At 45.7% G+C, this 23291-nt stretch carries 22 protein-coding genes and 3 pseudogenes; 2 read left to right on the forward strand and 23 right to left on the reverse strand.

Annotated elements, in window-relative coordinates; translation table 11 throughout:
* Positions 1 to 167: 167 nt before the first annotated feature.
* From RE628_RS15535 to RE628_RS15585, 11 genes and pseudogenes are all read right to left on the reverse strand, one after another.
* Positions 168 to 308: a hypothetical protein gene (locus RE628_RS15535; RefSeq protein ID WP_309153938.1), complete on the reverse strand. Its 141-nt coding sequence runs from the start codon at positions 306 to 308 to the stop codon at positions 168 to 170.
* A gap of 213 nt (positions 309 to 521) precedes the next feature.
* Entirely contained in the window at positions 522 to 1769 is a 1248-nt protein-coding gene (locus tag RE628_RS15540) for an MFS transporter (protein WP_375142920.1), read from the reverse strand.
* Positions 1770 to 1802: 33 nt separating this feature from the next.
* On the reverse strand, positions 1803 to 2411 hold the full coding sequence (locus tag RE628_RS15545) for a TVP38/TMEM64 family protein (protein ID WP_309153939.1): 609 nt from the start codon (positions 2409 to 2411) through the stop codon (positions 1803 to 1805).
* Positions 2412 to 2446: 35 nt separating this feature from the next.
* Complete coding sequence (locus RE628_RS15550) at positions 2447 to 2953, reverse strand: GNAT family N-acetyltransferase (protein WP_309153940.1); 507 nt, start codon at positions 2951 to 2953, stop codon at positions 2447 to 2449.
* Positions 2954 to 2991: 38 nt separating this feature from the next.
* The gene (locus tag RE628_RS15555; RefSeq protein ID WP_309153941.1) at positions 2992 to 3342 is read right to left on the reverse strand and encodes a DinB family protein; all 351 of its coding nucleotides are present in this window, start codon (positions 3340 to 3342) and stop codon (positions 2992 to 2994) included.
* A gap of 148 nt (positions 3343 to 3490) precedes the next feature.
* Positions 3491 to 3790, reverse strand: a complete 300-nt coding sequence (locus RE628_RS15560; protein WP_309153942.1) for an antibiotic biosynthesis monooxygenase family protein — start codon at positions 3788 to 3790, stop codon at positions 3491 to 3493.
* 253 nt (positions 3791 to 4043) lie between these two features.
* Positions 4044 to 4841 carry an ABC transporter ATP-binding protein gene (locus RE628_RS15565; protein ID WP_309153943.1) on the reverse strand — a complete coding sequence of 266 codons (798 nt, stop codon included), beginning with the start codon at positions 4839 to 4841 and terminating at the stop codon, positions 4044 to 4046.
* Positions 4841 to 5754, reverse strand: a pseudogene (locus RE628_RS15570) (ABC transporter permease). Before RE628_RS15570 ends, RE628_RS15565 begins: the two are co-directional and overlap by 1 nt.
* Before the next feature lie 29 nt (positions 5755 to 5783).
* Positions 5784 to 6779: an ABC transporter substrate-binding protein gene (locus RE628_RS15575; RefSeq protein ID WP_309153944.1), complete on the reverse strand. Its 996-nt coding sequence runs from the start codon at positions 6777 to 6779 to the stop codon at positions 5784 to 5786.
* A gap of 289 nt (positions 6780 to 7068) precedes the next feature.
* Positions 7069 to 7575: a metallophosphoesterase family protein gene (locus RE628_RS15580; protein ID WP_309153945.1), complete on the reverse strand. Its 507-nt coding sequence runs from the start codon at positions 7573 to 7575 to the stop codon at positions 7069 to 7071.
* Positions 7576 to 7578: 3 nt separating this feature from the next.
* Positions 7579 to 8508 carry a DUF7916 family protein gene (locus tag RE628_RS15585; protein ID WP_309153946.1) on the reverse strand — a complete coding sequence of 310 codons (930 nt, stop codon included), beginning with the start codon at positions 8506 to 8508 and terminating at the stop codon, positions 7579 to 7581.
* 240 nt (positions 8509 to 8748) lie between these two features.
* On the opposite strand from RE628_RS15585, the pseudogene RE628_RS15590 reads away from it, so the two are divergent.
* Positions 8749 to 10010, forward strand: a pseudogene (locus tag RE628_RS15590) (multidrug effflux MFS transporter).
* Between the two features lie 30 nt (positions 10011 to 10040).
* The gene (locus tag RE628_RS15595) at positions 10041 to 10373 is read left to right on the forward strand and encodes a hypothetical protein (RefSeq protein WP_309153947.1); all 333 of its coding nucleotides are present in this window, start codon (positions 10041 to 10043) and stop codon (positions 10371 to 10373) included.
* A 116-nt stretch (positions 10374 to 10489) separates the two neighbouring features.
* On the opposite strand, the gene RE628_RS15600 is transcribed toward RE628_RS15595, so the two are convergent.
* The 12 genes and pseudogenes from RE628_RS15600 to RE628_RS15655 all read right to left on the reverse strand — a co-directional run bounded on the left by RE628_RS15600 (position 10490) and on the right by RE628_RS15655 (position 23211).
* On the reverse strand, positions 10490 to 12274 hold the full coding sequence (locus RE628_RS15600; RefSeq protein WP_309153948.1) for a discoidin domain-containing protein: 1785 nt from the start codon (positions 12272 to 12274) through the stop codon (positions 10490 to 10492).
* Positions 12275 to 12321: 47 nt separating this feature from the next.
* Positions 12322 to 13269: pseudogene (locus tag RE628_RS15605) on the reverse strand (endo-beta-N-acetylglucosaminidase); the annotation flags it as partial.
* 97 nt (positions 13270 to 13366) lie between these two features.
* Entirely contained in the window at positions 13367 to 14884 is a 1518-nt protein-coding gene (locus tag RE628_RS15610) for an ABC transporter substrate-binding protein (RefSeq protein ID WP_309153949.1), read from the reverse strand.
* A 166-nt stretch (positions 14885 to 15050) separates the two neighbouring features.
* The gene (locus tag RE628_RS15615) at positions 15051 to 15932 is read right to left on the reverse strand and encodes a carbohydrate ABC transporter permease (protein WP_309153950.1); all 882 of its coding nucleotides are present in this window, start codon (positions 15930 to 15932) and stop codon (positions 15051 to 15053) included.
* A 92-nt stretch (positions 15933 to 16024) separates the two neighbouring features.
* Positions 16025 to 16954 (reverse strand): ABC transporter permease, encoded by a 930-nt coding sequence (locus tag RE628_RS15620; protein ID WP_309153951.1) that lies wholly within the window; start codon positions 16952 to 16954, stop codon positions 16025 to 16027.
* 220 nt (positions 16955 to 17174) lie between these two features.
* On the reverse strand, positions 17175 to 18146 hold the full coding sequence (locus RE628_RS15625; protein WP_309153952.1) for a helix-turn-helix domain-containing protein: 972 nt from the start codon (positions 18144 to 18146) through the stop codon (positions 17175 to 17177).
* Complete coding sequence (locus RE628_RS15630; RefSeq protein WP_309153953.1) at positions 18085 to 18726, reverse strand: response regulator; 642 nt, start codon at positions 18724 to 18726, stop codon at positions 18085 to 18087. Before RE628_RS15630 ends, RE628_RS15625 begins: the two co-directional genes overlap by 62 nt.
* Complete coding sequence (locus RE628_RS15635) at positions 18726 to 19766, reverse strand: sensor histidine kinase (protein WP_309153954.1); 1041 nt, start codon at positions 19764 to 19766, stop codon at positions 18726 to 18728. Before RE628_RS15635 ends, RE628_RS15630 begins: the two co-directional genes overlap by 1 nt.
* Complete coding sequence (locus tag RE628_RS15640; RefSeq protein WP_309153955.1) at positions 19763 to 20569, reverse strand: cache domain-containing protein; 807 nt, start codon at positions 20567 to 20569, stop codon at positions 19763 to 19765. Before RE628_RS15640 ends, RE628_RS15635 begins: the two co-directional genes overlap by 4 nt.
* A 180-nt stretch (positions 20570 to 20749) precedes the next feature.
* The gene (locus tag RE628_RS15645) at positions 20750 to 21679 is read right to left on the reverse strand and encodes a hypothetical protein (protein ID WP_309153956.1); all 930 of its coding nucleotides are present in this window, start codon (positions 21677 to 21679) and stop codon (positions 20750 to 20752) included.
* Between the two features lie 60 nt (positions 21680 to 21739).
* Complete coding sequence (locus tag RE628_RS15650) at positions 21740 to 22312, reverse strand: hypothetical protein (RefSeq protein WP_309153957.1); 573 nt, start codon at positions 22310 to 22312, stop codon at positions 21740 to 21742.
* Positions 22309 to 23211, reverse strand: a complete 903-nt coding sequence (locus RE628_RS15655; protein WP_309153958.1) for a hypothetical protein — start codon at positions 23209 to 23211, stop codon at positions 22309 to 22311. Before RE628_RS15655 ends, RE628_RS15650 begins: the two co-directional genes overlap by 4 nt.
* Positions 23212 to 23291 lie beyond the last annotated feature (80 nt).

The following is a 23291-nucleotide window of genomic DNA, read 5'->3' on the forward strand; positions in this document are numbered from 1 at the left end:
CGGTTCTCTCCACAGAAGTCGTTCATGAGAAAAGAAAAACGGGTATAAGTAACTGCTTTAAACCTATGAAGGATTAACCACCGGAGCATTAGACCCGGGGCAAACGAAGGTTTAGGAGAGAATTTGCGAGTTTCGTTTGCACTAGGTGACAAACTGAACGTGCGTTTCTAGCTGGCAATCGCTCTCCTTGACGAAGGCATTGAATGTGGTAACCAACCCACGGATAGCAGCGTGCCGACCGTCGCTCGCTTATTTGCTCCCGCGCCTAGTGCTTCGATGGAAATACGATGGTTGACAAAAATGTTCATAGCAACGAAACTACAGATCGTTATTTTCGCAAAAAAAGTAGTAAATGAATCTAACGAAACACCATATCGTTATTTGGTCTAAATACTGTCTAAAAAGCATGATTTGGGCTCAATAACGATACCCAGTTTCGTTAGAAATCTCAACGGCCTAAATTAACGCAAATAACGATACCACGTTTCGTTAGAAGTGCCTTGGACACGCTTAGGTTCTTACTAGTCCTCTAATTCCTTGCCCTTCGTCTCAGTACCAAGCCACAGTACGGCAATCGCGCCGATCAGAACGGTAACGAAGAACAACCAGAAGATCGAGCTAATAGCGACCTCACGAGCAACTAGCCAGCCAACCAGGAATGGGGCAATAACCCCACCGACCCGGCCAAAGGAAGCAGCGAAGCCAACACCAGTTGACCGAACTTTTGTTGGATACAACTCCGGAGTATAGGCATACATACCGCCCCACGCCCCAAGGTTAAAGAATGATAAACAAATTCCCGAGGCAATCAACATTCCTTCCGTCGTAGCGCTGCCGAACCAGGCCGCGCTCGCAGCAGTCAGAACAAGGTACAAGACCAATACGAACTTCCGACCAAACTTCTCTATGAAATAAGCAGCCGTGAAATATCCCGGTAATTGAGCCAGTGTCATAATCAACACATATTCAAAGCTCTTAACGAGACTGAAGCCCTTCAGCACCATAACCGACGGCAGCCACAGAAACATCCCGTAATACGAGAAGACTACAGTAAACCACAGAATCCAAAGCATGATCGTCGACCGACGATGCGGTGCTGACCATACAGATTGCAGCTTCTCTCCTATCGAAAATTTCTGTCTCCCCGCATCTGATTGTGCGATGAACCTCGGAGGGTCCTCAATGGACCTGCGTAAGTATAGTGCGTACACGACAGGTACCGCACCAATAACAAAGGCTGTCCGCCATCCGTACGACGGAATCACAAAGTAAGCAATCAGCGCTGACAGAATCCAGCCGATGGCCCAGAAGCTCTCTAGCAGCACTACCGCCCGGCCCCGATCCTTGGCAGGAACGGATTCCGAGACTAAGGTTGATGCTACGGGCAACTCGCCACCAAGCCCAACCCCCGCGATGAAGCGTAGCACGCACAGTATGGCAAATCCAGTAGCAGCAGCGGACAAGCCGCTAGCGACAGCGAAGATAACCAACGTCCAGAGCAGAACTGCTTTACGACCGAACTTGTCGGCCATGAGGCCGGCCAGTGCGGCTCCGAATACCATTCCGATTGAGTTAATACTCGTGAACAGGCCTGTTTGCTGCGGGCTTAACCCCCAGTCGACCGCCAAAGCAGCGGCGATAAATGATATGATCCCAACATCCATTGCGTCGAACATCCAACTGAAGCCGGCGCTAAATAGCAACTTCCTCGTCTTCGGCTTCGTCGCTAATTTCGTTGCACTCATTGTGCCACCCCATTCTCCACTCATATCTCTTTATATCTATCTAATTATATACTTCGGCTATACCGACATACTGCGGTCACGCTTGATCATATTCCGATTTCTGAACCAGAAGATGACGCTAAGGGCAACTAGAAAAATGATATAACCAAATATTAATTTACGAAGATCCGTATTCGGAAATAAGACCGATGCACTTAATATTCCATACAGCCATATTCCGGACAAATTGCCGATCATATTCGACCATGCATACGATGACATCTTGATATTAGAAATAGCTGACATGAACGAGATTAAATTGTTAGGCATAATGGGTAGGGTACGCAGAAAAATTACCCCCCATACACCATACCGTTCCAAACCTCTTTGCCATTTCTCATATTTTTGCAGCTTATGCATCCATTTGCGATTGAACCAGTCGGAGAACAAATAACCGCATAGTAAATATACGATCATCCCGGCTATCGCCCCGGCGATCCAGCTGGCTATAAGTCCGTTCTTGATTCCCAATACAGAGATATGCAGCATGACGATGGTTGCAAACGGGAAAATGCCAATCGTTCCTTGAAGAAGCGAGAGCGGAATCGTGATGATCAGTATCGAAAAACCGCCCAACTGTGTGGCCTCAATCAGCCAATTCGTCCATTGTTCTATCCATGCGTTCAAGCGATTCTTCTCCATTCTCGACTTTTTGGTCAAAGTTAGTTTTCAATTCTTCTTCCTAAAATAACAAGGTCTCGTTCGACCCCATCCATTTTAGCGACACGCGGTAAGTGTCCCCACTGCTCAAACCCAAATTTTCCAAGCAGTGAGAGACTAGGCTGATTATGTGCAAATACAAAGCCAAGCAGTGTAGTTGCTGAAATTTGTGGACAATAATCGATAGCTCGCTTTAGCAGAATGCTCCCTAGTCCCTTACCACGACTTTCAGCAGAAATGTAGATGCTGATCTCCGCTGTGGCGAGATACGCAGGACGGCCATAGAAGGATTGGAAGCTGAGCCAAGCGACGATCCTTCCTCCTTCCTTGAGCACCCATAGCGGTCTAAAATCCGGCGTGTGTTCTTCGAACCACGGCAGTCGGCTCTCCACAGTGATCGGCTCCAAATCAGCAGTAACCATCCGTCCAGCAATCGTCTCATTATAAATTTCTACAATACGGCCCAAATCATCTAGGACAGCATCTTCAATCGTATATTGTTCAATCATCTGTGTTCCACTCCTAGATCTATTCAGCCTACTGAATGTTAACCTTTTATTATCTTCTTAAACTGTTTGATGATGCCAAAATGCATCCCTTCATGGTACAGGCTAAAGCTTAGAAATGATCCGATACGGTCCATCGTGAATCCAGAGCTAGTCGTGAAAGGCTGTATCGAAGGTTCATTCAAACGCCCAGTTAATAGTCTTCTGATCTCGGACGGCTGCTCGCCTACTAATCGACACACTTCCTCGAATTCAGGTCCTTTCCCCGTCCAATCCAGCGGCGACGTACCGTTGGCGAACCATTTCGGATACTGCTCCGGGAGACCCGAGGGAAGTCCTGCGAGGAGGAATGCGAAGCGATCTTGTACGACGGCGATATGCCCAGATTCCACAAAATATTATTACGGAACCCTTCAGGGATCGTTCGCACTTCCTCCTCTGTCAGCCCCTGCACCATTTTTAAAGTTTGGCTTCTAATAAATTCAAGCTGATCAAAAATAACTTCATCCGCACTCATTCTCATAACCTCCTTCAATGTCTTTACATCTCTAATTTAATCTGAACATAGTGCTCGACCAATGGGAAGGGATCATAGTAATGATGCAGCAATGCCTTCCATTCTTTGTATTGAGGAGACTGTCTGAATCCTACTTCATGATCAGTAATCGAATTCCATTTAACGAGTAGAATGTACTTATTCTCCGTCTCTACGCATTTATGTAGCTCATGTCCCAAATATCCGCGCATTTGTGAAATGATCTTCGATGCCTGCCGGAAGCTGCTCTCGAAATCGTTAATCGTACCCGGTCTCACCTGCAGATGGGCTACTTCAAGTATCATCGTCACCATCCCCTCCGTTTTCCTGATTATAGCATGGTGTCCTGGCATAATGAATCGCTTATTTTTCATTCGATTGAATATGCATCTGATCCGCTTTCTATATATAATTCTACGATCTCCTGATATTTGCGGAACAAAAGGATGGTTCATCTATAAATGCAAAAGGACCTACAGATCCGCTTATTAAGCAGAACTGATGGTCCTTATAGCATAGTAACTCTACATCGCGCAGAGACGAGAATTACCTCAAATGCTAAGAGCCAAGTACAACCCGATCATCGCTCAGCTTATGACCGCTAATCCGTTCAAATTCTCCCAGTAGCCCTTCAATGGTCAGATGTTGCTTCTCGTCTTCATGTATATCGAGGATGATTCGGCCTCCATCCATCATAATCAGCCGATTTCCAAGGCGGATCGCTTGCTCCATATTGTGCGTTACCATCATGGTAGTCAGCTTCAGCTCACTAACAATCTTCTGCGTGAGTTGAGTCACCAACTCAGCCCGCGCCGGGTCTAATGCCGCGGTATGCTCATCGAGCAGCAATATCTGCGGCTCAGTAAATGTAGCCATCAGCAGACTAAGCGCTTGCCGCTCACCACCGGATAGTGTGCCTACCTTGGCACGTAGTCGGTTTTCAAGACCGATGCCAAGCTTGCTTAGCTGTTCTCTAAACAGTTCTTTTCTGCCTACCTTAATACCAATCGACAGCCCGCGAGACTTGCCACGTGAGTAAGCCATCGCCAGATTCTCTTCGATCGTCATATGCGGGGCAGTTCCAGCCATCGGATCCTGAAAGACACGGCCGACCCAACGACTACGCTTATGCTCAGGCAAATCCGTAATATCATTGCCAGCAATATGAATCGTACCGGAATCTGGTTTCAGTGTACCCGAGATCATATTCATCAGCGTTGATTTCCCCGCACCATTACTGCCGATCACAGTCACGAAATCCCCAGGCTTCAGCTGCAGATTCACGTTAATCAGTGCGATCTTTTCATCCACGGAACCGGGATGAAATAACTTAGACAAATGTGTAATTTGCAACATCACAGCCCACCTCCAACACTTCTCTGTTCAGTGTCAGAGACTAGTTCCAAGGAGCGCTTACGAGCGAGCGACTTCTGCTTCCATGATCTGCGCAACGTTGGTAGAACTAAGGCTATGATAACGATCAGCGCGGTGAGCAGCTTTAGATCAGTCTGTTCCAGCCATTCGATCCGTAGTGCTAGAGCGACAACTAGACGGTAGACAATGGAACCAAGCACGACAGCCAACGTTGCAAAAAATACATTTCGAGCTCCGAATATAGCCTCACCGATTATAACGGAGGCAAGCCCGATGACAATCATCCCGATCCCGGCGGAAATGTCAGCAAATTGCGACTGCTGGGCAATTAACGCACCAGACAAAGCGACGAGTCCGTTCGATAAGCTAAGTCCCAGAATAATCGTATTGTCAGTGTTAGCGCCAAAGCTTCTGATCATCCGTTGATTGTCTCCCGTCGCCCGTAGCGCCAGCCCAAGCTCTGTACGAAAGAACAGATCAAGCAGCAGCTTGATGGCAATAACAACAAAAGGCATCAGCAGAAGCGGCGACACGGAGCTGAATACCGTCTTCTCCCCGATCAAGCCTACATTCGGCTTCCCCATAATTCGCATATTTATTGAATATAATGCGATCATCATCAGAATTCCGGATAACAAGCCGTTTATACGGCCCTTGGTATGGATAAGCCCCGTAATCACTCCGGCTAATAGTCCCCGCCAAAGGCACAAATTGTAGATATCCAAGCGGGTGTGCCATTCGTGATCATAATGGCCGCGATAGCCCCGCCGGTTGTAAAGCTTCCATCCACGGTCAAATCCGGAAAATCTAAGATTCGAAAGGTGATGTACACGCCGAGTGCCATCAGTGCATATAACAATCCGGATTCAAGGGCTCCGAGTAATGAGTTCATCATGATGATACTACCTCCTAATCTTGGAACGCCTATTCGAGGATATTGTTCACCTTATCCTGAACCTGGTCCTTCATCGTATCTGTAACCGTAATCCCTTGAGCCGCAGCAGCTTTCAAGTTAATAATAAGATCGAGTTTCTCTGGTACTGTAACCTTCAGATCTCCAATCTTCTTGCCTTCCTTGAGAACTTGCAGCGCCATTTGCCCAGCTTGGTATCCATGGTCATAATATTTGAAACCTATCGTTGCAAAGGCACCCTTCTCAACAGAATCTCGATCGCTTGAGAAGAATGGAATATGATTGTCATTTGCGACTTGAATAACGGTACTAACTGCTTCAACTACTGTATTATCAAGCGTAATATAAATCGCATCAGCGCGGCCTACCAGAGATTCTGCAGCTTGCTTCACCTCTGAAGTATTTGTAACTGAAGCTTTAACAATCTTGATGCCGTGCTTCTCCAGTGCCTTCTCAGCTAAATCAGTCATAACAACGGCATTCGGTTCGCCCTGATTAAGAACGACACCAACCGTCTTTACATTTGAAAAGTTCTCTGCAATAAAGTCCATTAACCGGCTAATCGCCTCTGGATTCGTATCAGAGGCTCCAGACACATTACCGCCTGGATGCTCCAGATTGTCTACCAATTTAGCATCTAGTGGATCAGTAACCGCTGCGAACATGACTGGCGAATTCTTCACTTGGCTAACAAGCGCCTGAGCTGGTGCCGTCGCGATGCCTAGAACCAGATCGTACTTCCCACCAGCTATTTTCTGGGCAATCGTCAAATTGTTATTTGGGTCACCTTGCGCATTGTTGTAATCCAGCTTCAGATTTTCTCCTTCTACAATCCCCCCATCCTTCAGCGCTGCTATGAAGCCTTCACGGGTAGCATCCAGTGACGGATGCTCCACGATTTGCGAGATGGCGATCTTGTACTGCTTCTCGGAGCCTGAGCTCCCACATCCGACCACAGCTACAAGCATTATCGAGATGACTAATAATAGACCGATTTTTTTCCTCATTTCCAAAAACCCCCTCAATTAATTTACCACATTAATAATTTACTTAATCGATGCGAGCCCCGGTTAACGCTTTTATCCGCGAAAGTGATAAAGCGAAAAAATGTGATCTTTCCCACTTTTCCGGAAGATTATATTATTCTCATATTAAATGGCGGTCAATTTCTAGTCAATCCATAATCTACTATTTTTTGAATTTAGATCATCTGGGCATAGAAAAATAAGAGATAGGCCAGAATCTGACCTGCCTCTTATTTACATCTACTTATGAGCTTCGTTCTACATACTGCCGCTAGTGCTTTCGCTCCATATAAATATGCTTCGCCTTTATCGTCTCTCCTGAGATCTGCAGCAATCCGAACGAATACTTCAGTTCACGTCGTTTGTCGGTGGGAGAACCGGGATTGAACAGTAGCAGATTATCCTCTCTCTTTAACAAGGGCTTATGTGAATGGCCAAACAGGATAGCATCTACCTGCTGCCCCTCGAAAATCCGTATTGCCTTCTCTCGCGCATTTCCGCGGCCTTCTGGCAGAAAGCCATGGGTAAGCCCAACTTTATGAGCGCCGAGCTTGATGATTTTGTGATAACCAAACCGCTGAATGATTTCCTCAGGATCATTATTGCCCGCCACCCCTTCAACCGGGGCGAGTGCAGACAGCTGCCTGTAGACCTCCATACTAGTCCAGTCCCCTAAATGGATAATCAGATCCACATTGCGAAAATAAGAGACCAACACGGGCGGAAGTGCGGATGCTCTCTTCGGCATATGGGTATCTGATACAACTCCGATCTTCATCGCTTATCGTAGCGGCGAAGCCGCCATACGAATATACGTATGCCTTCGGCCGCGTATCGCGATGGACAGAGTCATAATATTGTCCGGAATCGCTATTCCGGTATATCCTGCATCACCGATATGAAACACATCGGCTCCCGCCCTTTTTGCACTTAAAGCTATCGCTTTTATTGTCTCCGTATCAGCGCCCTCTTGACTCGTACCGATCGCAGCCAGAGCAAGGGCCCCCTTCTCCTTCACCTCAGCGAAAATCACAGCAAGCTCCTCTTCACGAAGCCCTGGTACCGTACCTGGAGCAGGCAGAAGGATAATATCTGCTCCGGCTTCGGCAAAAGCAAGGGCCGCTTCCCGGTCGATCACTTTGCCGCGTGTTCCTGCACCATGCATTTTCCCGGCGATAATCAGTCCGCCAAAATGCTCATTCGCGAGCCGGATCGCCTTAGTAATCTGTACATTGGTTACTCCTGTCTTCGGATTTCCTGTCAGACATACGAAGTCGGCCCCCAATTCCTTCGCCTTAGCTAGACTCTCAGCTGTCGCTCTGCGTCCCTTAGGCAATTGGCTTAGTTGCTCGAGCGCTTCCGCAGATTCATCAACTGGCTCCAGATTAATCCCAATGGGCAGTCCAGTTAATCGCTTTACCTCAGCGATCGGATTCTGGGTATGCTGCTCTTCGCCGGTTGGATGAAACACATCATTTGGAACAAGCCCACGAACTACAGGGTTAAATACATCGAACACATTGAGCAGAATCATATCTGCACCGAAGGCCTTAGCCAGTTCTGCATTGCTGACCTCTGGCAGCATCGGCTGCGAGACAGACACCATCTCCGCGATGACCGTTCTCCCTTCGGACGCAAGAATCGCTCCCTTCAACTGTTCACGCCTCATCCCGCGGAAATCAGACGCCCGGCAATCTAGAATTCTCTTCATCGACTCACCTCATTTTTATATTCATCAGCATCCAAGCCTTATACTTTAAATCGCTTCATGCACTATATACCACTATAAATCGTCTTATGATGAATTATAACATTTCCTGTAAATTAATTCCTAACGGATAAGAAATATCTCTACTTAGCAGTCAACCCTGTAGTATAATGTTAAAATGTTTAAAAAATCATGGTTTTGGTCCGGTAATCGGGCCCAAGGAATGGAAAGGAAGAAATCACTATGAGTCTTACAGCAGATGGTTCATCTGTATCTACACAACAGCCTCAAACCCCATCACGCCGTCTGCAAACGGTGTTAATCCTAGGCTGCTTATCGGCCTTCGGTCCATTTTCACTGGATATGTATTTACCAGCGCTGCCTTCTCTAGCTAAAGATCTGAATACGACAGCATCGATGGCACAGCTTAGCCTGACCGCCTGCCTGCTCGGTCTTGCTATTGGCCAGCTTATCGTTGGCCCCTTGAGTGATGTTCGCGGTAGACGGATGCCGCTGATCATTTCAATGACGATGTATGCCATCAGTTCCTTGCTCATCGTATTCGCACCAACCGCAGGAATACTTAACATTTTGCGTTTCATTCAAGGCCTATCAGGTTCAGCCGGAATCGTTCTATCCCGAGCAATCGTCCGGGATATGTACTGGGTACCGAGCTTACTAAATTCTTCTCGATGCTAATGCTTGTTAACGGGGCGGCACCGATTCTGGCACCGATCTTTGGCGGTCAACTGCTACAATTTGTCTCCTGGCGTGGCGTGTTCGTCGTGTTAACCATCATTGGCGTAATTATGATGCTGTCCGTATTGTTGGGTCTTCCTGAAACTTTACCTAAGGAAAAGCGTCAATCCGGCGGATTGGGAACGACACTTCATACTTTCCGCAAATTGCTAAACGATCGCTTATTTATGGGCTATTGCTTGTCCCAAGGCCTAATAACTGCTGCAATGTTCGCTTATATATCAGGTTCTTCATTTGTATTGCAGAACATCTACCAAGTATCTGAACAAACTTACAGTCTGATCTTTGCTATGAACGGGGCTGGAATCATTATCGCTAGTCAACTTACTGGCCGTCTGGCTGGTCGCTATAAGGAGACCTTCCTGTTGCGTATCGGTTTGGCCTTGGCTGCGGCGGCCTCCATCGCTCTGTTGATAGCAATCCTCCTGCATGGCGGTTTAGCATCAATACTGATTCCACTATTCTTCGTCGTCTCCTGTGTCGGGATTGTCGGAACCGCTAGCTTCACTCTAGCCATGCAAGATCAAGGTGAATCAGCAGGAAGTGCATCCGCCTTACTTGGATTATTACCTTATATTCTCGGAGCAACCGTAGCCCCATTAGTTGGCCTTGGCGGCGAGATGAACGCGCTGCCGATGGGTATCGTCATCGCCGTAGCAGATATCGGAGCGGTCATCTTTTATCTGCTTATCGTACAAAGAAAGAATCATAATATGAGGAAACATAATTTCAACCAATCTATGTGAAAAAACCTGTAATGAGGAGGTTCTATAAAGATGGCTAAGCTGCTATATAGCATCGGAGGGGTTCTCATCTTTGCTGGACTAATATCGGGTTTCCTTTATTATGGATGGGGTGAGCATGCCTGGGGTGCAGCATTTATCGTTGCCATATCAGGATTTCTGTCAGGAATTATCTTTGTTGCGCTAGGTGCGATCATCGAACGTCTCGATATGAATGCCTATTATTTAGAAGAGATTCTGCACAGAACACCCGCACCACCGGCTAGCGATAAGCCTCGTCCAGCTCAGCACTCATATCTTAAGAACAATAATAGGAAAACTTCGCTCGAGGCACTAAAAGGCTACAAAATGGACGCTAAAGACTAGCCAGCATTATTACCATCTTATGACCATACTTCATTTACAGCAAAAAGACAGCATTTCCCACAGTCAATCGTGAACCGATTTTCTGTAAATGGAGATGCTGTCTTCTATTAATGTTACTATTTCAAGCCTTTAACCTCGAATCCATAGATGCGCGCTGCCGTGTCTCCACCTTGCGTCGGCTTCTCAACGATCAGCCTTGCATAGCGGGCAGAGGTCAGTGCAATCGCATGCTTGCTGACTCCCTTTGTATTGTCATTGACAGTAACTGCATCCGACCAGTTCTCTCCGTCCAGACTCAACTGAATTTTGAAGACTCTCGTATTGAATGCCGCTGGCTCACCGCCAGCTTCGGCATGCTTGATGATGAATTCGCTAACCTTATGTTCGGCGCCCAGATCAATCGTCAGTGTATGCGGAGCATCACCTACCGCACACCATTTCGTATGATCATCCCCATCAACAGCAAATTGCGGTGCTTCCTTCTCATTGACGAAACTGGATGCAGACGCCTTCTGGTTCAAGGCAAGATCAACAACACCACCAGCCGCCTCCTTGGTCACCGTAATCATTTGACGGCTGACTACATCCTCGCCTTCACTATTTTTAGCTGTCAGCGTTACTTCGTAGGTTCCTTCTACATTATAAGTAACAACTGGATTTTGCTCTGTACTAGAAGAAGGCTCACCACCCGGGAAGCTCCAGTTCCAGCTCTCAGTAACTTCAGACGATTTATCCGTGAACTTCACGCTATCTCCAGGAGCGATCAGAGTCTGATCCGCTTCAAATGCGGCTACTGGCTTTGGATATGCCGGCCACTCAAAGGTCACGCCCGCTGGCTTACCTGCTTCATAATGACGATTCAACGGAATGACCACCAGCTTCGTTGCTATTTCCTTATCAAGCCGTCTCATTTCCGGTACATAGTAAACGGTATTCCCGGTCAGACCCATCAGCTCGTATTTACCGTCCGGCTTCACGCGGTAAACCTGATAGTACAGTACATCCTCATCATTCTTAGGAGCACTCCACGACAATCTAGCGTCGCCATAGATACCATCACGGAAGTCATTTTCCGTGACTTTCAGGTCTGTGACAGCCTTTGGAGTCTTGGCCTTATCATTCACATTCGTTACAGCCAACTGACCGATATTCACTTGATAATCCTTAATGGCGGTCGTGCTCTCGAACACTAGCGATAAGCCAACGATTGTCCGACCTTTATATTGATTCAGACGAACCTGGCCTTGCAGCCAATCTTTGCTGTCCCCAGCCTGCGTCCATTTCTTCGGTTCAAAGAAGGTATACTTATTTGGAGCATCTGAGAAGGCAACGCCGATCTTCACCTTACCAGCCTGTGAATTCGCTTGATAGATCACCGACAATTCGGTCGTTGCTTCCACCGATATATTTGCCTTGTATAGCTTCAGGTGCGTCGGATTCGCTGGTGACAAGTCACCTTCCAACTTCAAGGAACTACCTCCGTTATACGCTGTGCTGAAGTCAAAGCTCGGAGCAAGTGGTGTCGCCCCATCCTTGGTCTCGGCGATCCAACGCCATGTTGGTAGAATATCCTGTAAACTGCGGTTGCTCCAATCCTTCTCGCGCATGATCTTGCCGTTAAGCGCATACAAATGTCCGTTACCAGTATTAAAATGAGTGATAAACTCAGAGCCGTCAATCACGCTCTTATCAACGATGTCATGCGCAATACCTCTCCAAGAGTACGGATTGTCTGCCTCAGAAGAATCGGTATTATTCGGGTTTTTATTGTGACCAACCCAGAAAATCTCTTCCTTCTCCATATATTCCTCTTGTGTCTTCGAGCTGTTATAAGCCCAATCCGGACGATAGATACCAAGTGAAGTCGTAGCCTCTTTACCTTCCGGGAACAAAACGGCCAATTGAAGTCCTCGTTGTAACCATTCGCTTCCACATCAATACCGGCGAACAAATCATATGGACTGCGGCCAAGCTCTTTCGCTTTTTGTGGAGAATTCAGATAAGGTGTCACGTAATCATATTTACCATTTACTTCATCCTTGTACTGCCAACGGAAATCAAGGAACATCTGGTCGGAGACGCGAGTCTTATTATCCTGGAAGAACATCTTGTTCTTGTCGGTCAGAGATCCCTGCCATTTAATCTGCCCCTCGTCGATCATGGAGTCATACCAGATGACCTCCATTTTCGGCCCTTTAATCTGCTGCATATACTTAAGGAACTGCTGCATCTTAGCCGCATCATCCTTGTTGGCACCCTGGGTCTCCTGGTTGATGAACCAGCCATCGAAGCCGTAGTAATTAGCTACTTCAATCAGTTTGTCGGCTACCGGGAAGGTTCCATCCTGGCGCTGCTGGAGCAGATCCTTCATCCAATCAATCTTGCCGCCATGCTCGGTCTGCGGCAGGAATACCGTACCTAGCACTGGTACCCCATTCTTATGAGCCGAATCGATGACATCTGCACTCGGCGGTACGATCAGACCTTCACCTGCTGATCCTCCCCACATTACCAGCTTATCGACATATTGCCAGAAGCTGAACGTATATGAATTGAAATTGTCCGAACCTTGAGATGGAGCGCCGCTCGTGCTCGGATACATTGAAGAAAGCGCTATCACTTTTGGTTGAACTTTAGAAGTCGAATTGGTCTTTATACCTTGGAAGCGTCCTTCCTTCAGTTCTACTGTACCTCGGTTAAATGGTGCATCCTTATCCTTCGCCGCGGACCATTCCAGTAAGGTATTCGGATACCAATAAGAAGAATGAGGCTGCGCTGCCTTGGCTTGGCCACTGAAGCCAAATAAGGTCATGGCAAGCACTGCACTTCCCGCCATCATAGCAATCTGATGTTTCCTCTTAGATTTCATTAAGTAACTCTCTTTTGCTCTTTTCATTAATTTGCCTCCTCTGTCTGATTAAATCTATTGAAGTAGAACTGTTTAGAAACAGAGAAACGGTTAATTTCTCAACCGTTTCTCTTCTATGAAACTATTATTTTTGCTTAGCTTTCCAATCATCGAATTGCTTTTGAGCTTCAGCGATAACTTTATCAATACCAGCATCCTTGAACTTCTGAATTGCCTTCGGCAAGTATTCGTCTGGATCAACAGAACCGGTGTACAGCGATGGAATGAATTCCTTAGCTACGTTCGTTACCGAAGCAACTTCTGTCTTAACAGGAGCTGTATCGAAGTTGAAGCCAAAGGTTGGCGCTACGATTGCCGAGGAGTTGAATTTCTCAAATGCATCCCATTTATCCTTCGGTTCACCATCATGCAGGTAAGTCAAGAACATATTGCCAAGTGCGAAGCCTGGCATAGCATAGCTCTCTTGCATAGCAGGAAGGTCTTCAATGTATGGATCTTCCGTCTTCTTGTAGTGCACATCTTCAATACCATATTGAATCAAGTTACGCAGATAAGTGTCTGTGTTAAGCAGGTTCAGGAACATCATTGCACGCTCAGGATTTTTCGAATACGAGGAAATCGCGAGCATGGAGCCTGCAGCAGAGCTTGTGTAGATTACAGGATCTTGCATTGGTCTAGTGATGATGTCATAACCCGCACTTCTCGACCAGCCAAGTTCTGCATATGGTTGAGTAATCTCACGGTCAACGAGCCATTTACCGGTCTTCATGTTATCAATACCGTCAAGCGTAGCGATATCCTCGCGTACATATCCGGCTTTGTAATAGCTGCGCATTGTCTTCAGAGCCGCTTTCAATTCAGGTGTTTCCAACAGGTTCGTGAATTTGAAATCCTTCGTATCGAGATACATACCGATTGGAATTTCATCGCCAAGCAGGAAGTCTACAGGCATGTATGGTTTGAAGCTCTTTGGTACAGCCAGTGGAGTAATGTCCGCAGGCTCGTTCTCTTTGATAGTCTTCAGCAATGGCTCAAGATCCTCAAGAGTTGTTACGTTGGAAATATCGAGATTGTATTTATCAACATACTTCTTGTTGAAGCGCCATACGAATTGTTGAGCCAATTCTTTGTTCGCTGGAATACCGTAGTTAACGCCGTTCACTTTAGTACCTTCCAGGAAGCGAGGGTCAAGTACTTCCTTGATTCCTTTGCCATATTGATCAAGCAGATCATTCAATGGCATGAATGCGCCTTTAGCCGCATTTGGCAAATAATCAAAAGCCCATGAGCTTGTAAAAGCGATATCATAATCTTCACCGGAGCTAGTAATTACCTGCATGCGTTGGCTGTAATCGCCCCAGTCAATCATCGTAATATCCAATTTAGCATTGATTTTCTCAGTGACGTATTTATTGATCTCTTCCTGTACCTTAGGTAGATCCTTTTGGTTAGGTCCGATCAAATACAGCTTCAAGGTTACTGGGTCCAGCTTGGAAGCATCGATCGTACCGTCGTTCTGTACGGCGTTCTCCTCTTTGCCAGATGATGCACTGTTGTCTTTGTTGGCTCCGCATCCGGCAAGTACTACGGACAGTAGCATAACCATCGCGAGTGACAACAATGATAACTTCTTCTTAGTCATTTTCTTTCCCCCTGAACTAATTTTTGTGTTGCATTTATTGAAACCGCTTAACAATTCGCCCGGATAACCAGCGACAAATGCCCGGCCAATCCCTAATGCTAAATGGTTAGTGCGGTGACAAACAAGATTAGATGTGTCAATAAATCCTAATAGTATAAGTTCTGTCTTAACCTTTAACTGAACCTACAGTTAAACCCTGTACGAAATAACGTTGGAAGAACGGATAAGCCAGAACGATCGGAGCTGTGGCTAATACAACCATCGCCATCCGTACTGTCTCCGTTGGCAGGTTTGCCGCCATATCAACCGAAGAGCCGATATTATGAGCATTTTGAATCAGAAAGTCCATATTCTTCTCAATCTTCATCAGCATGAACTGCAACGGTGGTGTAACCTTCGGACTGTTGAAATACAACAAAGCGTTGAACCAATCATTCCAATAACCGAGTGAGCTGAACAATCCAATCGTTGCGATCCCCGGTAAAGATACCGGCATTACAATTCTGGCGAAGGTCAGGAACTCACCGGCTCCATCAATTTTCGCCGATTCTATAATTTCCTCAGGAATGGTGGTCTGGAAGAACGTCCGCATAACGATAATGAAGAACGCATTCATCGATAGAGGGAAGATCAAGGCCCAGATCGTATTTTGCAAATGCAGGAACTGTGTCATTACGATATAGCCTGGAACCATACCACCCGAGAATAACATCGTGAAGAACGCCAGGAAGCTGAAAAACCCTCGGAATTCAAAGCTTCTTCTCGATAATGCATACGCGTAGGTTGTAACTAGAGTCAAGCTGAGTAGAGTACCCATGACGGTCACGAGTAGCGTAACCCCGAAGGAGCTAAGCAGTTCACTACCTGATTTGAAAATATATTCATAAGCCTGCGTACTGAACTTGCTAGGAAATAAGCTAAATCCATTAAGCGCTAGCGTCCTCTCATCCGTTAAGGAGATAATAATGACGTAAATAAACGGAAAGACACAAGAAAATGTAAACAATCCGATAATAACGTTGAATACTGCATTCCAGAAAGGTGACAAAGCGTTATAATCGCGCTTCTTCTTCTACTCCCCGCTTCTAACTGTCCGGCGGGCTGGGTCGTAACTTGTGGCATAATAGCACCTCCGTTAAATTAGAAGATCGCATGATCTCTTTCGATTTTTCTGACGATATAGTTCGCGAGTAGAATTAGTACCAAGCCAACGAGCGATTGATACAGACCCGCTGCCGTACTCATCCCGATATCACCCATGTTGATCAAGCCGCGATATACGAATGTATCGATAACGTTGGTTACTGGATACAAAGCACCCGAATCTTTTGGCAATTGATAGAACAGACCGAAGTCCGAACGGAAAATCCCGCCGATCGCCAGTATCGTCAAAATAATCATTAACGGTTTGAGCAGTGGTATTGTGATATAGCGGATTTGTTTCCATTTCGTAGCTCCGTCGATAACCGCTGCTTCATAGTAGGATTTATCAATACCTGTAAGAGAAGCCAGATAGACTACGCTATTGTAGCCAACCCCTTTCCAAATCCCAACAAGGACCAGAATGAATGGCCAATACTTCGGTTCGGAATACCAGCTTATCTTATCTCCGCCGAAGAGTGTAATAATGTGATTCAATGAGCCCTTATCCATGCTCAGGAAAGTAAAGGCGAAATAACTGATAATAACCCAGGATAGAAAGTGCGGCAGGAACATCCCTGTCTGATACACCTTCGCCATTTTCTTATTCACCAATTCACTCAGCATAATCGCAAAGGCTACCGCAATGATAAGCCCCAGAATAATGAAGCACAGGTTATACAAGATGGTGTTCCTCGTAATGATGTAAGCGTCGTTCGTTGAGAATAGATACTCGAAATTCTTGAAACCGACCCACTCACTGTTAATCACGCTGGCAAAGAAACCATCGCGGCTAATTCGGAAATCCTTGAACGCAAGAACCGTACCGAACATAGGCAAGTAGGCAAAAACTAAAAACCAAATTGTTCCCGGCAAAATCATGATCAGCAAAGCCCTATTTCTAACTACTTTCTTTAAAAATGCTACCATGATTCTCTCCCCTTTACTGCTGTCATCCTCATGGTGCCTAAAAGCCCGCTTGGATGGAATATGGAATCTAGCATCTTCTAACTGCTTCTATTTTCCCAAGAAAGCGCTACCTGCAACAAGTTGAAAAATGCTCGAATCAGATGTACAAATTAAAGATATATGTACAAAATTAAAGAACCGCCCGCATACACGGACGGTCCTTAGCTCACTTCATAGACATTTACTTCGTGTACATATGTCTTAATTCTGTCGGAGAGACCCCGGCATATTTCTTGAATTGACGATAGAAATAAGACGTATCAGTATAGCCTACGCTAATTGCGATCTCCGCCGTCTTCTGGTCTGTATGAATTAACAATTGCGTCGCTTTCTCAATCCGGTATTGATTCACATAGTCGGAGAAGCTGAGACCCACCTCCTGTTGGAACAACTGGCCTAAATAATTCGGATGCAAATCCAACTTCTGGCTCAACGTTTTGAGCGATAATTCCTCAGCATAATGCTCCTTTACCTGCTCGATCAAAATAGTCACATGGCCGCTATACTCTTGCTGAACCGTATTTCTGTTACCTAAGCTGCGCTGAACAACCGCGACTACATGCCGGATCAAACCGTACATCGTGTTCATTCTGGCAAGTGGTGCAAATACTTCGCTATAATCAGGGCGATCCTCCATATCCTTCGCAATCAGCATGAGCTGACTCGCCATATTAATACACTCTCTTCTTGGGATGGTATTATTCTTGAACTGTCCCGGGAGTACTGCTTCAATAAATTCTATAACTGGCTCTTGCTTCCCTTCGATCAGCAGTCTAATATACTTCTCCTGATCCCATATTACTGGCTTAGGACTCTCCACTTTCGTCGACGGACCATCCATATATACTGTTCTGTCCTGACCAGAGATAAAGCATTGCTGGAACACCTGCTTGACTTGCTTATAACTGTCCTGAACCCCGTGGAAATCGCTGCTGACTACACTACTGATCGCCCACACCGGCAATCCAGTCAGCTCAGAGATTCTCTTCGCCGTTACCGGAGCATTCTCCAGTATGGAGTGATGATGCTCTGGATCATCAGAGACATATAACATTACTAGATCTTCGTCCGCATCTGGGAAGCAGATTACTTCATCCTCTGCCTCGATAGCTTCCCGTGCGATAGCGCTGCATTCCTCGCTCAGACCATGCAACCAGGTACAGCCGAGAGATCGGCTTCTCCTCCGAAATAATGCGGAACACCAGAGATTGAACATATTTATAATTCAACGGTATTCCTAACAATTCAGCACGGTGCTTGAACTCCTGGCCTTCAATTTCACCCAGAACCCAGCGCTGCAGAATATTGCTGCGTAGCACCCGCCAATCTTCCTCATAACGGAACTGATTAAGCTCTTCCCGCTCCCAATCACCGCGAATATGTCTGATTGTCGATTCTAGTTCATCGATGTTAATCGGCTTCAATATGTAGTTCTCAATACCGAGCTTAATCCCCACTTTCACATACTCGAATTCCTCATAACCACTCAATACAATAAAGCGGGTCCGTGGATGAATCTGCTTGACCCTGCGAATCAGCTCCAAGCCGTTCATACGCGGCATCATAATGTCGGTAATCAATAGGTCCACCGGTTCCTCCTGGATCCGTTGCAACGCCGTCTCTCCATCATTTGCAGACCCGGTAATTTCAATGCCGTATTGCTGCCAATCCGTAATAGAGCGTAGACCTTGGGCAATCAATGGTTCATCATCAACAAAAAATACCTTTTTCATCACAGTATCCCCTCTCTCAGCATAGGTATTTCCATTCGAACCTCCGTACCTTCTCCAGGCTCACTAAGTACGGTTAAGCCATAATCCTCACCATAGTTCATTCGAATTCTGTCATGCACATTAATCAGGCCGATGGAAGGGCTGCTCTTCTCCATTAGATTGGAGGATAGATGAGAAGAACCAGATAGCATCTTGTCGATTTCTTGCATACGCTCAGCCGGAATCCCGTTGCCGTTGTCCTTCACGGTAATAACTACCCGCTCCCCTTCTCGTATTGCAGAGATCCTCACCTGATTATCATCTTCGAGGGAACGGAATCCGTGCACGATGTAGTTCTCTACAATCGGCTGAACAAGTAATTTTATAATACTGCAGCCACTAATAGCGGGCTCCACCTCTATTGCAACCTCTATCCGACCCTCATAGCGGATTTGCAGCAAGTCAAGATAAATAGCGCACATCTCAATTTCTTCTTTGATCGTGATGACTGTATCCTTCTTCACCATGCCCTTGAACATCACAGAGAGGCTGTACACCATCTTACCGACATCCCGAGCCCCCTCCGAATATGCCTTCATTCGAATCGATTCAAGGGTATTGTATAGAAAATGAGGATTAATCTGTGATTGCAGAGCTACCAGCTCAGCATGCTTCTGTTTTATTTCAGAGGTATACATTTTATCTATGTATTGCTCTAACCTCTCACACATATCATTGAATCTTTGTGAAATTTGCTGTAGCTCATCCTCTCCCGGCATTTGAATCCGCGTTGATAAATCTCCTTCTCCAATGCGGCTCATGGACACAATAATTCTACGGATCTTCTTGGAATATTTTCTCATCACCGTTGAAGTTAACACGAAGCTAGCGACAAAGAACAATAATGTAATGAGTATCAGCGTATTTCTGAGACTGCCTGCGCTAGCCTCAATCGTCGATTTGGACACGATCCCTACGACGGATAGCCCCGCATTCCCGGTATCGAGAACATTAACCTTGGAGGGTTCATCTAATTGGGCCCACTTACCAGACGTATTCAATTCATAACGGTAGGGATAATCCCGCCGACATATTCCCCTGTTGAGTCATACAGCACCTTGCCCTGCGACGTCATCACCAGCACCTGCCCGTGAGTAGCGGGAACCCGGTTACTTAACCAATTCGCAAGCTGCTTGCTATCAAAATCAACGATAAGTAGCCCGATTCTGTCCAATGTCCATGGATCTTGAAGCTCACGTGAGTACGAGTACACCTGCGCAGAAGATGCATCAGGTGAGGCATTATCATCAGAGTCATTGCTTACCGTATCCCAAGCATGGGAGCGGCGCATCATTAGCCAACTGTTCCATGACTCCTCGGAATCGTTTTCATATTGGAGCTGCTGATTGTCTCTTTCGAAATTCATGCCGAATTTACGTGGATAACTGTAAATAGACACTCTCTTTGCTGCCGGATCTTGCTCCATATAGTTCTTGACCAAAGTACTGTAAGATCGAAGACGTTCATTGGTCTTGGTAAATTGATTAAGACGATAACCCAAATAACTCTCATAAGGATGATTCAGAAAATAAACAAGATCATCGCTTAATGTCGCGTCTCCGTATATCTGCTGAATGGTATTCTGGATATTCTCATACTGCCGATTGAGATAGAGGCTCAGAACCTGCGCCGTCTTCATATTGGCTTCTGTCTCTTCGCGGATAATTCGCTGCATCTGGTACTCGTACACCATTACCGCCGCCGTTACAAACAGTACCATCATAACAGCCGAATACAAGAGAACAATCTTATTGAACATTTTCCGTTTCAGATGATTGAGATAAAATCTGCGAATCTTTGACACGAGAGAACACTCCTGTTCATTGATATACTGTCCGCGTTACAGTGTACCATCGGTCCATAAAATCGGGCAAACTGATTTTTTGTGAAGATTGCCTCTTCATGAGGAAAAGATAAAATAAAAAAAAACTGCGAACGTATCTACTTCATACGTTCGCAGTCTCTATGAATCATTTACAATCCACTAGTGATAAGTCTCAACCATCTGCACATATTGCCTGTGTAATACATCAAATTGTTGCTCGGCTTGTCGCTTCGAGTTAGCCAATTGATCCATAAGCCGATCTACTTCAGATGCTTTGGTGACGACATCATTCGACATCTCTTTGATCCGTCCCTGAACAAACCAATCCGTAATCATATTATCAAAGAAATAATCCGTGAATGTAAGAAATCCATCAATCTTCATATCGATAGAAAATGTATCCCCTACATCTTGCAATTCCTTCTTAAAACGTTGTAAATTATTCTCCGCTCTATAAACATGCTCCATAGCCTCATCAATGCGATTGTGCTTGATATGAGTCGATATCATACCTCCGCCCAGCATATCGTAGGTCCCCCAGTTTCTGGCCGAGTTCAGACTTTCTTCCGCCAGACTTAAATCTTCCTGGACACTTATTCCCGCATTCAGCGCTTCTTCCAGTTCTTTATTCTGTACCGTCAGTTCAGCCAGACGGTCTGCCAGTTCTCTCAGCTCTATGTTACTGTGAAGAATACTCCGTTCCTTCTCATGGAACATTTGCTCATAATCCGCTTTCGAATCGCGGGCCTCGCGTAGCCGCTGTTGTACTTGGTCTATTTGCTGCTGCACATCCTGAACCGCTCTTTCAGCATGCTCGTATTTTATCTTCGCCTCCAGCGCTTCACGTTGCTCCTGATCAAGCTTCTCCAGTTTCTTGCCAAGGAGGGAATAGATGAAACCGGATATTGACACCCCGCTCAAGCGCTCAACATCCTTCTCCTCGGAAGCCAGCCTCCTGCGGGATTGATCCCTTTTACGTTCAAGCTCTGCAAGTTCTTCCTTCAGCTGATGAAGTCTCGCTTCCCACTTTTCCATCCCCCGTGCCTTTTCTTTTACTGCAGCAAGCCGTTCGTTCATATCCTCAAACATACACATCCCCCTCTCTGAAGATAAAATTGATAATAAAGAAAAATACAAATAGATTAACGATCAAGCTTCCTGATCCAGAGTCTTGTATAGCTCTCGTCCAATCGAACGGAATGAGAGAATAAGCGTAAATATGCTGATAAGTGAAACAACCATCCCCACCAATAATTCGTTAGAAACATCTGAATTTATAGCAAATGGGTACACAATCAGTAAGTACGTCGCACAGATGAAATAGAATACCCACCGAGCCGTAAGGGACCTAGCCATATCATGGAGTCCTCTCATAACTAGCAGATAATGAGCCCCTATATAAATCGAAGTTAGCATGAGTAGCTGTAGCAAACCTTGAATCAGTATAACTGCATACTCCCCGTTAGTAATCATGCCGATATCTACTTCGCTAAGATGGATTCTGATAGGATAAAGTATTTGCGGAAGAGATAGCAGGCTTAATACTCCTGCCGCCCACATCCCGATACGGAAACCAGGCGCTTGCCGACGCAAACTGACCAAGGCCGACATGATTAATAGATATCCGATGAAATCAGGAAGTATGTCAAGATCAGAGAGAAACCGAATATCAAATATGACGAAGATGAGACCATAACCAATCCTGTAAAATAGTGATCTCATTCACTGTTCCCCCTCGCGGCTGCCACAATCCTCTTTACATCATGCTCTGACAAGTCTGAGTTTTGGGGAATCATGATTGAATAGACGGCGTTCTTCCCATTTTCCGGCTTAAAGTTAAGTTGAATCAATAACTGATATATATCTGCGAAACCGGAAGATGAATTTGTTAGTGGTTGGTTAAAACGATATCTAAGCGAAAATTCTTCGTCTTTATTGATGGAAATCGGATATGAGATAGCATTCAACGGAGTCTCTTCAACGGATTGATACGAGGCGATATCGCTTTCTGTCGGCAGCTTGCGTCCGATAGCTATAGATAATGAAAAGTTATCCCCGAGCTCATTAAGATAAGCTGATGTAATTCCGATTAGCTGGAATTTTTTCAAAGCCATAAAAGTGTTTTGTCCCGTTCCATTCGAGGAGGCACTTGATCTATTACTTGAAAATGTACTCTCCTGGTTATCCGTAGGCAATGTGTACAATCGGACTTCACCAATGTCCATATTCTCAATAGAACCATCCGAGAAATAACCTTGTACCGTATGAATGATGATAGTTTCTCCGTCGCCAGTCTGCTCTTCCGATGCATCAAGATCCGTAATTTGAACCGTCATAGAGCCCATCGCTTGATGGGTATAGCGATTTCGATCAGGCATTGGTGTAATCTTGGCATTTGGCAGTTCAGGAATCAAAATCCGATTCAGTTTCCGCGTCTCTTGTTTATTTTCTAGATAAAATAACTCGAAGCCATATCCAGAAGCTCGGACAGCCTCTATATGGTGCTTCAGAAACATCGTCCTTGGCAATTGCGAATGTTGATAATAGACGAGATTACCCGCCCAGCTCGCGGCGATTAGCACCATCGCTGCTATTAAAGCAATATAGATCAAACGCTTCATCCGATGACCCTTTCAAATCATAATTGTAATTCTTGATTGTTATAACGTATAAAATGGAAATTGGTTTCATGCATCAAGTA

Source organism: Paenibacillus sp. D2_2 (assembly GCF_031199965.1).
GTDB lineage: Bacteria > Bacillota > Bacilli > Paenibacillales > Paenibacillaceae > Fontibacillus.

Coding starts and splice junctions, on each gene's coding strand:
- RE628_RS15535 (WP_309153938.1), bottom strand. CDS start 308: ATGAACATTTTTGTCAACCATCGTATTTCCATCGAAGCACTAGGCGCG.
- RE628_RS15540 (WP_375142920.1), bottom strand. CDS start 1,769: ATGAGTGGAGAATGGGGTGGCACAATGAGTGCAACGAAATTAGCGACG.
- RE628_RS15550 (WP_309153940.1), bottom strand. CDS start 2,953: ATGATTGAACAATATACGATTGAAGATGCTGTCCTAGATGATTTGGGC.
- RE628_RS15560 (WP_309153942.1), bottom strand. CDS start 3,790: ATGATACTTGAAGTAGCCCATCTGCAGGTGAGACCGGGTACGATTAAC.
- RE628_RS15565 (WP_309153943.1), bottom strand. CDS start 4,841: ATGTTGCAAATTACACATTTGTCTAAGTTATTTCATCCCGGTTCCGTG.
- RE628_RS15575 (WP_309153944.1), bottom strand. CDS start 6,779: ATGAGGAAAAAAATCGGTCTATTATTAGTCATCTCGATAATGCTTGTA.
- RE628_RS15580 (WP_309153945.1), bottom strand. CDS start 7,575: ATGAAGATCGGAGTTGTATCAGATACCCATATGCCGAAGAGAGCATCC.
- RE628_RS15585 (WP_309153946.1), bottom strand. CDS start 8,508: ATGAAGAGAATTCTAGATTGCCGGGCGTCTGATTTCCGCGGGATGAGG.
- RE628_RS15595 (WP_309153947.1), top strand. CDS start 10,041: ATGGCTAAGCTGCTATATAGCATCGGAGGGGTTCTCATCTTTGCTGGA.
- RE628_RS15610 (WP_309153949.1), bottom strand. CDS start 14,884: ATGACTAAGAAGAAGTTATCATTGTTGTCACTCGCGATGGTTATGCTA.
- RE628_RS15620 (WP_309153951.1), bottom strand. CDS start 16,954: ATGGTAGCATTTTTAAAGAAAGTAGTTAGAAATAGGGCTTTGCTGATC.
- RE628_RS15630 (WP_309153953.1), bottom strand. CDS start 18,726: ATGAAAAAGGTATTTTTTGTTGATGATGAACCATTGATTGCCCAAGGT.
- RE628_RS15645 (WP_309153956.1), bottom strand. CDS start 21,679: ATGTTTGAGGATATGAACGAACGGCTTGCTGCAGTAAAAGAAAAGGCA.
- RE628_RS15650 (WP_309153957.1), bottom strand. CDS start 22,312: ATGAGATCACTATTTTACAGGATTGGTTATGGTCTCATCTTCGTCATA.
- RE628_RS15655 (WP_309153958.1), bottom strand. CDS start 23,211: ATGAAGCGTTTGATCTATATTGCTTTAATAGCAGCGATGGTGCTAATC.